This is a genomic window from Gemmatimonadetes bacterium SCN 70-22, from assembly GCA_001724275.1.
Taxonomy (GTDB): domain Bacteria; phylum Gemmatimonadota; class Gemmatimonadetes; order Gemmatimonadales; family Gemmatimonadaceae; genus SCN-70-22.
Window position 1 is genome coordinate 1 of sequence record MEDZ01000011.1, and the last position, 13,136, is coordinate 13,136.

The following is a 13,136-nucleotide window of genomic DNA, read 5'->3' on the forward strand; positions in this document are numbered from 1 at the left end:
TCCCCGCCCCCTCGGGCTCGCGGCGCAGCGTCGTCAGGCGGCGGACGCGCTCGACGAGGGGCGAGCCGTCGGCGCCCGGCGCCACCGCCGCGTGCGCCCCCGTGCCGGGGGCGACCCACTCCGCCACCCGGGCCAGCGCCTGCGCCAGCGCCAGCGGCGCGCGCGTCACCCCGACCGCCCAGGCATCGGCGGCGAATTCGGCCGAGAGTTGCATCTGGCGAACGGCCAGGCGATTGAGCGGCTGGAACCAGGCCAGCGCCCCCGCCCAAGCCGCCAGGCGCAACCACAGCGTGTCGCGCCGTACCACGTGCGCCAGCTCGTGTGCCAGCACCCCCTCCTGCTCGGCGAGCGAGAGCTCGCGCAGCACGCGGGCGGGGAGGACGATCTCGTCGGACGAGATGGCCGCGGGCGCCGCGAGCGCCTCGCTGGTGCTGAGCGCCACCGGGCGCCGGATCCCCGCCAGCGACCGGATGTGGCGCAGCGCCCCTGCCGCCAGCGAATGCTCGGCGCTGCGCCGGCCGGCGAGCGCGTGCGCCAGCCGCCGCCGGGCGGCGACATGTCGCCCCACCAGCGCCAGCGTCACCAGCGCCCACGCCGACACGGCGATCGTCGTCCACGGCACCCCCACCATGACGAGCCTGGTCGCGGCCGGGGGTGTCATTCGCGGCGGCACCTCCGGGGGGCGCCGCGCGCCCGGGGCGGGGAGCTCGCCACCGGGCGCCCGCGCTCCCGGGGTCTCGCGCTCCACCACCCGCACCGCCGCCACGACCCGCCGTGCCCCCGGCAGCCGCAACGTCCCGCCGGCCGGCGCCCACGGGCTGGCCAGCTGCATCGCCGCCGTGACGAACCCGGCCACCAGCGCCACTCCCCAGATGGCGTGGCGCGCCGCCGCCGACCACCGGATGCGCGAGCGCGACGCCAGCAACCAGGCGGCGGCAATCAGCACCGTGCTGTGCACGGCATACGTCAGGAGCCAGCCCCCGATGACCGCGCTGGCGCGCCCGACCATCGCCACGAGCGGGAAGAGGAGCCTAGCGTCCATTGCCCGCGGCCCGCTGCTCGGCGTCGGCAATCAGCCGCTTCACCTCGTCCAGGTCACCCGGGGCAATCTCCCGCTCGCCGATGAGGTGCGAGATGAGCGCCGCCGGCCGCCCGGCGAAGAGCATCTCCGTCAGCTCCGACACCATCGAGCGACGGACCTCGATCTCGGTCACCAGCGCCCGGTACTGGTACTGCCGCCCCGAGTTGCCGTGGGTCACGACACCACGCTTCTCGAGGCGCGTCAGGAGCGTCGCGACCGTCGTCTGCGCCAGGGGACGGTCGGGAAGGAGCGACTCCTGCACCTCGATCACGGTGGATGGGCCGCGGGTCCAGAGGATCCGAACGATCGCGAGCTGGAGGTCGGTGAGATGGGTGGGCTCGGGCATTTCCCTGGAAGACGAGAGGGCGAGTCGACGAGTCGGAATTGCTCGCGTCCTTCCTTACTGCTGTCGTAGGGTCTGACACCTCGGCGCCCGGATGCGTTTACCGGCGCCGGAATCTCGGGTCGCGCCCGAGCGGTGGCGCCCCCGGGCGCGCGCGATACTATTGGCTCGCTCCCTCGAATGGTCCGCCAATCCAATGCGCCCTCGCTTGTCCCTTCCTGCGTTGCCGCGAGCGCTGCCGCTCGCGCTCGTCACGCTCCTCGCCACGGCGGGGTGCCACCGCGCCCCCGGGGTACGCCTCGCCCCGCACCCGCTTCCGCGCGCGCAGGGAGTCATCCCCGCCCCGCTGAGCGTGCGCGCGACGCCGGGCGACTCGTTCACCGTCACCGACAGCACGCGCATCGTGATCGCCGCCGACGCCCCGGCCGAGGTGGAGCGAGTGGCGCGTCAACTGGCGGCCATGCTGGCACCCGCCACCTCGATCGGGGGGGTGGGCCGCCTGGCGCCGGGGCAGGCGATCCCGGCGCGCAGCATCGCCCTCCTCATGGCCCCGGACACGCTCGGGGACGAGGGATACACCCTGTCGGCCGATGGCAGCGGCGTCGCGCTCCGCGCCAGCGCCCCCCACGGGCTCTTCAACGCGGTGCAGACGCTGCGGCAGCTCCTCCCGCCGTCGGTCGAGCACCGGGCCGCGGTGCGACGGAGCCTGGCCGTCCCCGCGGTGCGCATCGTCGACCGCCCTCGTTATGCATGGCGCGGGGCGATGCTCGACGTGGCGCGCCACTTCCTCCCCGCCGACGACGTCAAGCGCTACATCGACGCCATGGCGCTGCACAAGCTCAACCGCTTGCACCTGCACCTGTCCGACGACCAGGGGTGGCGCATCGAGATCGCGTCGTGGTCGAACCTCGCGCGCACCGGCGGGAGCACGCAGGTGGGCGGGGCGGCGGGCGGGTACTACACCCAGGCACAGTACGCCGACCTCGTCGCCTACGCCGCCGAGCGCTTCATCACCGTCGTCCCCGAGATCGACATGCCGGGGCACACGAACGCGGCGCTCGCCTCGTATCCCGAGCTCAACTGCAACGGCGTCGCCCCCCCGCTCTACACCGGGATCCGCGTGGGCTTCAGCGCGCTGTGCGCCTCGCGCGACACGGTCTACCGCTTCATCGACGACGTGGTGCGCGAGATCACGGCGCTCACCCCCGGCGAGTACTTCCACATCGGGGGCGACGAGGTGGAGAAGCTCTCGCACGACGAGTACCTGCGCTTCGTCGAACGCGTGGAGGGGATCGTGCGCGGACACGGGAAGCGGGTCATCGGGTGGGGCGAGATCGCGGCGGCGCGCCTCGACCCCGGCACCGTCGTGCAGCACTGGCGCCCGGCGCGGGGACGGGCCAGCGACTCGTCGCACGTGCATGCGGCGCGCGGTGGCCGCGTGATCCTCTCCCCCGGCAATCGCACGTACCTCGACATGAAGTACGATAGCGCCACGACGCTCGGGCTCATGTGGGCCGGGGTGTTCGGCGTGCGCTTCGCCTATGACTGGGACCCGGCAACGGCGATCCCCGGCGTGGCCGACCAGGCGATCCTCGGCGTCGAGGCGCCGCTCTGGTCCGAGACGCTGGAGCGCCGCACCGATTTCGAGTTCATGGCCTTCCCGCGCCTGGTCGCGCTCGCCGAGGTCGGATGGTCCATGCAGGGCAACCGCACCTGGGCGTCGTTCCAGCGCCGCCTTGGCGACCACGCCCCCCGCCTGGCCGCGTTAGGCATCAACTTCCACCGCGCGCGCGACATCCCCTGGAGGGAGCGGTAGGGCGGGCATCGCGCGCCGGCGCCGTAACCTCCTGCGTGGTTGGCGCGCTCTCACGTCCCGGGAGCGCGCCCGCCGATTGACGCGTCCGTGGTGCGGGCTATGTTCGCGGCATCCCCCACCCTCCCGCACCCATGCGCGCCTTCCCTGGCCTTCCCCGGTCGCTCGCCCTCGCCTGCTTCGCCGCCGCCCTCGCGCCGCTCTCGCTCGGCGCGCAGGGCAAGAAGGGTGATCCGGGCGCTGCCGTCCTCGCCGCCCTCGACGCGCGGTTCGACCACTACGCCGGCGTCGCCAAGCAGATCTGGGGCTTCGCCGAAGTCGGCTACCAGGAGGAGAGGTCGAGCGCCCTCCTCCAGCGGGAGCTCGAGGGGGCCGGCTTCTCGCTCGAGGTCGGCGTCGCCGGCGAGCCCACCGCCTTCGTCGCTTCCTACGGAAGTGGCAAACCCGTCATCGCCATCGTCGGCGAGTTCGACGCCCTTCCCGGGCTCTCGCAGGAGGCGACCCCGTTCAAGAAGGCGGTCGCCGAGGGCGGGGCGGGGCACGGGTGCGGGCATCACCTGTTCGGCACCGCCTCCACCGCGGCCGCGATCGCGGTCAAGGAGTGGATGGTGGCCAACAAGGTTCCGGGGACGCTCCGCTTCTACGGCACCCCCGCCGAAGAAGGGGGGAGCGGCAAGGTCTACATGGTGCGCGCCGGGCTGTTCAAGGATGTCGACGCCGTGGTGTCGTGGCATCCGGGCGACCGCAACGGCGTCGACGCCAACAGCACGCTGGCCAACATCTCGGCCAAGTTCCGCTTCCGCGGCATCTCGGCGCACGCGGCCGCGGCACCCGACAAGGGACGCTCCGCGCTCGATGGCGTCGAGGCGATGACGCACATGGTGAACATGATGCGCGAGCACGTCCCGCAGGACACGCGCATCCACTACATCATCACCGCCGGCGGGCGGGCACCGAACGTGGTCCCCGACTTCGCCGAGCTGTTCATCTACGCGCGCCAGGGCGACATGCGGGTGCTGGACGAGATCTGGGAGCGGATCATCAACGCCTCCAAGGGCGCCGCGCTCGGGACGGGGACGACGGTGGATCACGAGACCATCGGCGCGGTCTACAACATCCTTCCCAACGAGGTGCTGTCGAGGGTCCAGCAGAAGAACCTCGAGCGCGTGGGGGGCGTGCAGTACACGGCCGACGATCGGGCCTTCGCCGAGCAGCTGCGGAAGACGCTCCAGGGGCCGGTGCCGCCCATCGACGATGCGGCGAAGGTCTTCCCCTTCTCCGGGGGGAGCGTCGACCCGGCCAGCACCGACATGGGCGACGTGTCGTGGGCGGTGCCGACGGTGCAGCTCAGCGCCGCCACCTGGGTGCCGGGGACGCCGGCGCACTCGTGGCAGGCGGTTGCGGCTGGCGGCACGCCGATCGGCGCCAAGGGGATGATGGTCGCCGCCAAGACGATGTCGCTCACCGCCATCGACCTCTTCCGCGATCCGTCCCTCCTGGTGAAGGCCCGGGCCGAGTTCGACCAGCGGCGTGGCGCCGACTTCGTGTACAAGACGCGCCTCGACCGCGACAAGCCGGCGCTGGACTACCGGAAGTAGGCGGCGCGGAGACCGACGCGTCGTGCCCGGGCACGAAGGGATGCTTCGGCGCGGGATCGCGTCGCCCCCCGGCGCCGCCGCATGAGTGGCGCCGGGGTGGCGTTCGGTGTCGACCGCGTCGTGCGCGACGGCGCGCTCCTCCCCCTGGCGGCGCGCGTCGGGCTGGTGACCAACGAGGCCGCGCGCCTCGCCGCTGACGCGGCGGCGCGCTCACGCGTGGCGCTCCTCGAGGCAGGAATTCCGATCGTCCGGCTCTTCTCTCCCGAGCACGGCCTTGCCGCCGTGGGCGAGGACGGCGCGCCGATGCGCGACGGCGTCGATGCCACGACCGGGCTTCCGGTCGTCTCGCTCTACGGCGAGCGCTTCGCCCCCCCGGCGGAATCGCTCGCCGACCTGGACCTGGTCCTGTTCGACGTCCCGGACGTGGGGGCACGCTTCTATACGTATGCCTGGACGCTGTCCCACGTGCTGGAAGCGTGCGCGCGCGCCGGGACGCCGCTGGCCGTGCTCGACCGTCCCAACCCGTTAGGCGGCGTGCTCGAGGGCGCCGAGGGGCCCATGCTGGACGAGGCGACGTGCGCGTCGTTCATCGGGCGCTGGTCCATCCCGATCCGGCATGCGCTCACCCTGGGCGAGCTGGCGCGCCTGTGGGCGCAGACCCGCGTGCGGGAGGCGCGGCTGTCGGTGGTGACGTGCGACGGGTGGCGGCGCGACATGATGTGGCCGGCCCTCGCGCTCCCGTGGATCCCGACGTCGCCCGCGATGCCGTCGTTCGACGCCGCGCTGGCCTACCCCGGGACCTGCCTGTTCGAGGGGACCAACCTCGGCGTCGGGCGCGGGACCGCCCACCCCTTCCAGCAGGTCGGCGCGCCGTGGCTCGACGCGGCGCGCGTGCTCGACGCGGTGCAACTCCCCGCCGAGTGGGGGATGCAGCTGGCGGCCACGTCGTTCTCGCCCGGCGAGGGGCCGTACGCCGGCCAGGCGTGCCACGGCGTACGGCTCACCGCCGTGGACGCCAGGCGCGTGCGCCCGGTGGCCGCGGGGCTCGCCCTCCTGGCCGCCGTCGTGCGCGCGCACCCCCGCGAGTTCGCGTGGGCCCCGTATCGCACGGCCGCCAACCCCGGGGGCGACGATCACTTCGCGCGGATCGTCGGCGTGCGGCATGTCGCCCCCCGGCTCCTGGACCTGTCGTCGCCGGTGACGCCGGCCCTGGTGCGCCAGTGGACCGCGGCCACGGCGTGGGCGGGCCAGGTGCGCGAGGCACTGCTGTACGAGTGAGGCCTAACGCGGCGGGATCGCGCAGCTCACCAGGCGGAGGGGCTGGCCTTCGCGCTCGCTGGTGAGGACGAGGCGTGCACTGGTCCCGCGGCGGGCCACGAACGCCACCCCCTCGCCCTGCGGCTCGCCCAGTGCGCGAACGTCGCACACGGTGTACGCGTCCCCCGCCGCCGGGAGCCCGGTGGCCGGGTCGACGGTGAACAGGAAGACCTGGGCGTAGGTACGCACCGCGAGCGTGCGCCCATCGAGGGCGAGCGCGGCATCGGTGACCTGGTGCGAGGTGGCGGCGCGCGGGAGGATGGGGAGCGAATCGACGAGCACGGCCGGGGCGATCCCCGTCGTGTCCCATGCCGACGGGGCCACCCGGAACATGAGCGTGGGACGCGTTTCCGTCGTCCCCTTCCGCCTCCGTTCCTTGGTGATCAGGACGACGGAACCGTCAGGGGCAACGTACATCGCCTCCACGTTGTGCGGCCCGTCCTCGTACCGCACCACGACCGAGTCCACTGCCCGCGTCGTCACGATGTCCGGCCCGAGCGAGTCGGGTTCAGGGGTGCGGTAGATCCTGACCGTGGGACGCTCGAGCCCGTTGTCGCCCACATCGCCGACGTAGATGCAGCTCGCTGCCGGCGCGTGCGCCCCCGCACAGGGGCCCACCGCGATGGCCTCCCAGTCGCGATTGGCGGCCCCCTGCAGCGTCCAGCGCCCGCGCCCGCTCCCCGTCGTATCGACCGCGTAGACGACGGGATCGTTCCCCGAGTCGTTGATGGTGTACAGCACCCCCGGGTGCCGCACCGCCATGGCCGCCCCGGAGTTCTCGGCCAGGTAATACGTCTCGATCGTCGGCGCCACGCGCACCGAATCGGCGACCGACCCCGATTTCGCTTCGTCGTCTGGAAGGGAGCGGCCGTGCCCACACCCCGCGAGCAGGGCCAATCCGGCAAGGAGCTGCGTGCAGCGACGTCGTCTGGACGCGGGCATGCGTACGCGGGAAAGCGGGTGAAAGCCGGGACGACGCGAACGATGTTGATCTTGCCCCCACCACTGCCATCCGCCGCACCTGCCGAAAGTATTGCCGCGGGACCGCACGGAAGCCAGCGCGAGGCGCCACGCCTCGCTTGACCTTCGCCTCCCGCTCGCGAGCTTGTACCGGAGCGACGTGCGTGCGGCGAGTGATGTGGGTGGTGCCCACCCCGTCACCGTACCCGGCGCCTGGACCAAAGGAGATGCTGCAGGTGAGTGACGTGACGACGCGTGCGATGCACGGGCGCGTGCGGCTGGCGCTGGCGACCACGGCCGCCGCCGTGCTCGCGAGCGCTTGCGCGGGCGAGGGGCACCAGGTCGTGGCCCCCATCTCGGGAGACCCTACCGCCTTCCAGTGGAATCTCCCCCCTGGCTGGCCCCCTCCGCCCATCCCGCCCGACAACCCCATGTCGCCCGCCAAGGTGGAGCTGGGACGTCGGCTGTTCTACGATACGCGCCTCTCGGGCAACGGCGCCTTCGCGTGCAGCTCGTGCCACCGCCAGGAGTTCGGCTTCGCCGACGCCCGCAACATCTCGTTGGGGAGCACCGGCGAGCCACACCCCCGCAACTCGATCGGCCTGGCCAACAGCGCCTACGCGCGCGTCTTCAACTGGGTCGACCCCGTGACCCCGGCCCTCGAGCAGCAGGCGCTGGTCCCGATGTTCGGCGACCGGCCGGTGGAGCTCGGGCTCAAGGGACTGGAGGGCGAGCTCGTCTCGCGCCTGCGCGCGGTCGCGCTGTATCGCCAGCTCTTCGCCGCGTCGTTCCCGTCCGACGCCGAACCGGTCTCGGTCGCCAACGTCACCAAGGCGCTGGCGGCCTTCCAGCGCACGATCATCACCGGCAACTCGCCCTGGGACCGCTACCAGCGCGGCGAGACGGGGGCCGTCGGCGCCGCTGCGATCCGTGGCGCCGCGCTCTTCGCCTCGCCGGCGCTCGGGTGCGCGGAGTGCCACGGCGGAACGCTCCTCTCCGCCGCCACGAGCTTCGACCTGGACGCGCCCCCTCCGTCGCCCTTCGCCAACAACGGGCTGTACAACATCGGTGGCGACGGGAGCTACCCTCCCGACAACCCGGGGCTCATCGGGCGCACCGGGCGCGCCGAGGACATGGGGCGCTTCCGCATCCCGTCGCTGCGGAACCTGGCCTTCACCTTTCCCTACATGCACGACGGGAGCATCGGATCGCTCGAGGACGTCGTCGAGCACTACGCGCGCGGCGGGCGACTGGTGGCGTCGGGACCGCTGGCCGGCGACGGGGCGCTGAGCCCGCGGAAGGACCCGCGCATCGTCCCGCACGCCCTCACCGCCCGCGACAAGGGCGACCTGGTCGCCTTCCTGCGTGCCCTGAGCGACTCGTCGCTCCTCACCGACCGGCGCTTCTCGAACCCCTGGGCGCCGCCCCCCTGATGGCGGGGTGCCGATGCGACACGGGGCGCCCGGCCATCCCGGCCGGGCGCCCCGTAAGTGCGAGCCCCCGTGGCCTGCCTAACGATCTCCCGGCGGGCGGCGCGCCCCTCCCGGCCCCGCCTGCGGGTTGCGGACGCGCTCGGGAACCTTCGCCCACTGCTCGGGGGTGAGGATCTCCTGCACGTGCCTGAGCGTGGCCGCGCGCTCGCGCTGCGCGGCCTCCATCTTCGGCCGGATGCGCCCGAAGAGCGCCCCCATGTCGGGGTTGGCGCCGGCGTCCTTCATGAGCTTCTGGAACTCCTCGCCCAGCGCCTTGTTGCGGGCGGCGAGCGTGTCGCTCAACGGTTGCAGCTTCGCCAGCTGCTCCGCGGTGAGGGCGATCGAGTCCTTGAGGGCGATGATCGACTGGACCGGGTTGGCGTTCATCCCCCCCATCGCGAAGCCGCCGGGGCCGCCAGCGCCGGGAGCGCCAGGCTGCCCCCCGGGACCGCCGAAGCCACCGGGACCACCCGGGCCGCCGCGCCCACCGCCGGCGATCATCCCGCGAATCATGTCGCGGAAGCGATCGGGGCCCAGGGTGTAGCGCGCCTGGATCCCGAGCTGGAAGGGCAGGGTGATCCCGTTCTGCCCGGCGCGGTTGGCGCCGAAGCGCTCGTTGACCTCGTACTTGTACGCCTGGGTGACCGGGTCGAAGCCCCGTACGTACAGCAGCGTGTTGTCGGTGCCGCGGTACTGCCCCCACCCGCGCAGGTTGTCGCTCCCGTGCAGCAGCTGGTCCAGGCCGCCTAACGCGTTCACCGTCATCACCGACACCGCCAGGCGACGGTTGAGCCCGAGGAAGTTCGGGCGCCAGTTGAGCTGCAGGTCGAGCGAGGGCTGCCACGGGCCGCGGCACGAGTTGCGCCCGGCGGCGCTCCCCAGCTGGCCGCGGAGGCACGACCGCACCGCATCCGGGGCGTTGGCCAGCAGGTACTGCATCCCCGACGCCACCTGCGCATCGGCGGTGCTGGCCGGGTCGAAGAGGAAGGCGCGGTCGTTGCGCGCGCCGTCACCGTTGATGTCGCTCCCCACGATCGGGGTGAAGGGCGACCCCGAGCTCAGGCGGCCGAAGGCGGTGACCTCGATGGCCTGGCTGAAGGGGTAGGTGACCGTCCCCACCATGGTGTGACGGCGGTCGAAGTTGCTGGGCGCCCACTCGCGGACGTTGGGGTTGCCGACGGTCGTCGGGCTCCCGAACGAGCCGCCGCCGCCGAACATCCCGCCGAACGGCCCGCCCCCGCCCATCCCGTTCGCCCCCTGGTCCACCGTCTGCCCCCAGGTGTAGGAGACGTTGAAGATCGCCCCCTTCCCGGTGATGCCGCCTAACGACATCGTGACCTGCTTCGAGTCGCTCGCCAGGTCCGACCCGGTGGCCAGGACCTGCCCGAAGCTCCCGTTCTTGCGCGAGCCGAGCACCGAGGTGGCGCCGGTCGTCGGGACGATGGTGGCCGGGTCGACATAGACCGGGCGCCCCCCCTCGGCGGCGAGGGTGAACTGCGGCGTGCTGCGCAGGTTGACGTCGGTGTAGCCGGTGAGGGCCACGCCGCGGGCGTACTGGAAGTCGAGGTTGAAGTTGTAGCGCTGCGCGAAGCGCTTCTGGACGCCGAGCGAGCTCCGGATGGAGCGCGCCGCCGCGAAGTCGTTGGCGAAGACCGTCACGTTGGGGAGCGACGTCGGGAGGTACTGGTTTCCCCCGCTGGCGCACTGCATCGGGATGGATCCCTGGTCCTGCGCGTACAGGTTCCAGTCGGGGACCGGGACGTTGGCGCCGATGCAGACCAGCTGCGACTCGTTGTCGGGGAGCCCGGTGGCGCCGGCCGCCGAGGCGACGAGGCCGATCGACGGCGCCGAGCGGAACTCGCCGATCCCGCCGCGGATGATCCACGACGGCGGGGCGAAGCGCCCCTGCTCCGGCAGGCCCAACGAATAGGTGAAGCCGATGCGCGGGCTCACGCGGAACTCGGTCGGGACCTCGTCGGTGCGGAAGCCGAAGGCCTGCGCCACCGCCGGGTTGTAGGCGGGGGTGGAGCCGAAGTACGACCCCTCGGCGCGGGCGCCGGCCGTGAGCTGCAAGGCGCGGCTCACGCGCCACGTGTCGCCCAGGTACACCGCCGCGTTGGCCCCTGCCCCCTCGCGCAGGCGCGGCGTGAGGGTGCGGGTGTAGGTGGCCGGCGTCCCCGCCGCGAAGTCGCCCAGCGAGTTGAAGGAGAAGGTCCCCCACCGGTTCGTGGTCACGTCACGCTCGAAGGACTGCACGTTGAACAGCCCCCCCAGCTTGAAGCGGTGCGCCCCCCCCTCGGAGAGCCACGACGTCTCGTTGGTCGCCTCGAAGGTGTTGGTCTTCCCCGCCTGCGGGAGCCCGGTGTTGCCGCCGAAGGTCAGCGATGACACGCCCGTCTCGCCTCCCCCCAGGTCCGAGGAGACCTGCACCCGCCCGAAGGGGAGGGTGATGAAGGGGTTGCCGGCGTTCTTGCTCACCGCGCCATAGACCTTGAGCTCGTTCAGGAAGCGCCCGCCGATGTTCGAGGTGAGCGTCGCCGCCATCCCTCCCCCCCAGTTGCGCGAGTCGCCGCCGGTCTGCGGCAGCGAGAGCGTCCCGATGCGCGTGGGGTCGGAGTTGCTGTAGTTGTAGTCGCCGCGAATGGAGAGCGACTGCCCGCCGTCGGTGAGATAGTCGAAACGGACGATCCCGGAGACGTTGTCGCCCGTGCGATCGTTGGCGAGGATCCCGCGTGGGGCGATCCCGGCCGCCGAAGCGAGGTCGAAGAAACGAGCCACCGAGTCGGGGGCGACGCCGAAGCGCGAGAGCGTGGTGGCGTCGGCGTTGCCGAGGTTGGGAATGACGTCCTCGCGACGACGCAGCTGGAGGGCGCCGAAGACGAAGAGCTTGTCCTTCACGATGGGGCCACCGACTCCCAACGACAGCTGGTTCTGGTTGAAGCCCTGCGAGGCGGGCGATGCCTCCTCGCCCTCGACCGCCAGGCTGCGGTCGCGGAGCGAGTAGGTGAAGTTCCCCTGCGGGGTGTTGGTCCCGCTTCGGGTGGTCGAGGCGATCTGCCCCCCCGAGAACTGCCCCCGCGCCACGTCGTAGCCCGAGGTGATGACGCGCGAGGTGCGCACCGCCTCCTGCGGGACCTGCGCCGAGCCGAAGGAGAGGCCGTCGAGGGTGATGTTGTTGGCCGTCGGCGCCTGGCCGGCCACCGAGAAGCCGGCGGCCGTGCTGTCGCTCCCGGTGATGCTGACGACGCCCGGGGCGGTGAGGGCGAGCTGGGTCAGGTCCGACGCGTCGAGGGGGAGGCGAGCCGCCTGGTCGGTGTTCATCGCCCGTTCGACGGAACCGGGGGCTGGGCGGTCGCCCTCGCGCGGGACGTTCTGCCGGGCCTGGACGGTGACGGCGGCGAGGACGGTCGGGTTGGTCGTCATCTTGATGTTGACGACCAGCCGGTCCTCGTCGGCCTGGCGAACCACCATTACTGTCGCTGGTGCAAGGCCAAGTGCTCGTGCAGTGACGCGATACTGTCCCCCTCCATCTGGGAAAAGCACGGTGAAACGCCCCTGGGCGTTGGTCCGCACCCGGCGCGTCACGTTCGTCTCGATCGACATCACCTCGATGTTGGCCGCCTCGATCGGCGTGTTCACTTCCGCACGCGTGACCGTGCCGGTGATGATGTCGGTCGTGGCGCCCATCTGGGCGCGGGCGGAGACCGGGACGACGACGGCGAAGGCGAACACGGCCCGGCGCAGGAGTCGCGCGACGAAGGGGCCTGCAAATGTCTGCACGAGTTGGACCTCTGGTGACACGTCTCTGGGGACAGCCGTTGGACTCCCGGACATGGCGAGTGTTAACGACTTCTTGCACCCGCTATCGTTCGGCAAGCACCCCCGGTTCGCATGACCTCCGAATTCCTGACCTACTTCCGCCTCGGCGTCGGCCACATCGCCGACCTCGCGGGCTACGACCACATCCTCTTCGTCGTGGCGCTCACCGCCGGCTATGCGCTGCGCGACTGGAGGCGGCTCCTCTGGCTGGTGACCGCCTTCACCGTCGGGCATTCGGTGACGCTGGTGCTGGCCACCCTGCGGCTGGTCCGCGTGCACGCCCCCACCATCGAGCTCCTCATCCCCATCACCATCGTCCTCACGGCCGGGTATTCCATGATTGCCCGGACCCGCTCCGAGCGCAGCGGCGAGGGCTATTCACCCGAGCGTCATGTACTCCTGTACATCCTTGCCGGGTGTTTCGGGCTTATCCATGGACTCGGCTTCTCCAACTTCCTGCGGGCGATCCTGGGGGGAGAGGAGAGCATCCTCCTCCCCCTGTTCGCGTTCAACGTCGGGCTCGAGATCGGGCAGCTGGCCATCGTCGCCTGCGTCCTGCTGGCGGGGGCCCTGGCTTGCGACGTCGCCGGGGTGGCACGGCGCCGCTGGGCGACCGGGCTGTCGCTCCTTATCGTCCTGGCCGGACTGCGGATGATCGTGGACAGGATGCCATCAGGATGAGCCGCCATGCGTGACCGCCTGCCAGAGAGAATGACCGTCGTCTCTTCATCCC

At 72.0% G+C, this 13,136-nt stretch carries 8 protein-coding genes and 1 pseudogene; 5 read left to right on the forward strand and 4 right to left on the reverse strand.

Annotated elements, in window-relative coordinates:
- Nucleotides 1–1,042, reverse strand: a pseudogene (locus ABS52_07560) (hypothetical protein).
- The gene (locus tag ABS52_07565; protein ID ODT03779.1) at nucleotides 1,032–1,427 is read right to left on the reverse strand and encodes a hypothetical protein; all 396 of its coding nucleotides are present in this window, start codon (nucleotides 1,425–1,427) and stop codon (nucleotides 1,032–1,034) included. The pseudogene ABS52_07560 and the gene ABS52_07565 overlap by 11 nt, the downstream one beginning before the upstream one ends.
- 193 nt (nucleotides 1,428–1,620) lie before the next feature.
- Between ABS52_07565 and ABS52_07570 the strand changes: the two genes are divergently transcribed.
- From ABS52_07570 to ABS52_07580, 3 genes are all read left to right on the forward strand, one after another.
- The gene (locus ABS52_07570; protein ID ODT03780.1) at nucleotides 1,621–3,240 is read left to right on the forward strand and encodes a hypothetical protein; all 1,620 of its coding nucleotides are present in this window, start codon (nucleotides 1,621–1,623) and stop codon (nucleotides 3,238–3,240) included.
- 131 nt (nucleotides 3,241–3,371) lie between these two features.
- Complete coding sequence (locus ABS52_07575) at nucleotides 3,372–4,835, forward strand: amidohydrolase (GenBank protein ODT03781.1); 1,464 nt, start codon at nucleotides 3,372–3,374, stop codon at nucleotides 4,833–4,835.
- A gap of 81 nt (nucleotides 4,836–4,916) precedes the next feature.
- Nucleotides 4,917–6,113: a hypothetical protein gene (locus ABS52_07580; GenBank protein ID ODT03782.1), complete on the forward strand. Its 1,197-nt coding sequence runs from the start codon at nucleotides 4,917–4,919 to the stop codon at nucleotides 6,111–6,113.
- 3 nt (nucleotides 6,114–6,116) lie between these two features.
- On the opposite strand, the gene ABS52_07585 is transcribed toward ABS52_07580, so the two are convergent.
- Nucleotides 6,117–7,049, reverse strand: coding sequence for a hypothetical protein (locus ABS52_07585; GenBank protein ODT03783.1), 933 nt, complete (start codon nucleotides 7,047–7,049; stop codon nucleotides 6,117–6,119).
- A 323-nt stretch (nucleotides 7,050–7,372) separates the two neighbouring features.
- On the opposite strand from ABS52_07585, the gene ABS52_07590 reads away from it, so the two are divergent.
- Nucleotides 7,373–8,545 (forward strand): di-heme enzyme, encoded by a 1,173-nt coding sequence (locus ABS52_07590; protein ODT03832.1) that lies wholly within the window; start codon nucleotides 7,373–7,375, stop codon nucleotides 8,543–8,545.
- Nucleotides 8,546–8,623: 78 nt separating this feature from the next.
- On the opposite strand, the gene ABS52_07595 is transcribed toward ABS52_07590, so the two are convergent.
- Complete coding sequence (locus ABS52_07595; GenBank protein ID ODT03784.1) at nucleotides 8,624–12,316, reverse strand: hypothetical protein; 3,693 nt, start codon at nucleotides 12,314–12,316, stop codon at nucleotides 8,624–8,626.
- 159 nt (nucleotides 12,317–12,475) lie between these two features.
- Here ABS52_07595 and ABS52_07600 point away from each other — a divergent pair, with 159 nt between their 5' ends.
- Nucleotides 12,476–13,084, forward strand: a complete 609-nt coding sequence (locus ABS52_07600) for a hypothetical protein (GenBank protein ID ODT03785.1) — start codon at nucleotides 12,476–12,478, stop codon at nucleotides 13,082–13,084.
- The last annotated feature ends 52 nt before the right edge of the window (nucleotides 13,085–13,136 follow it).

Coding starts and splice junctions, on each gene's coding strand:
- ABS52_07565 (ODT03779.1), bottom strand. CDS start 1,427: ATGCCCGAGCCCACCCATCTCACCGACCTCCAGCTCGCGATCGTTCGG.
- ABS52_07570 (ODT03780.1), top strand. CDS start 1,621: ATGCGCCCTCGCTTGTCCCTTCCTGCGTTGCCGCGAGCGCTGCCGCTC.
- ABS52_07575 (ODT03781.1), top strand. CDS start 3,372: ATGCGCGCCTTCCCTGGCCTTCCCCGGTCGCTCGCCCTCGCCTGCTTC.
- ABS52_07580 (ODT03782.1), top strand. CDS start 4,917: ATGAGTGGCGCCGGGGTGGCGTTCGGTGTCGACCGCGTCGTGCGCGAC.
- ABS52_07590 (ODT03832.1), top strand. CDS start 7,373: ATGCACGGGCGCGTGCGGCTGGCGCTGGCGACCACGGCCGCCGCCGTG.
- ABS52_07600 (ODT03785.1), top strand. CDS start 12,476: ATGACCTCCGAATTCCTGACCTACTTCCGCCTCGGCGTCGGCCACATC.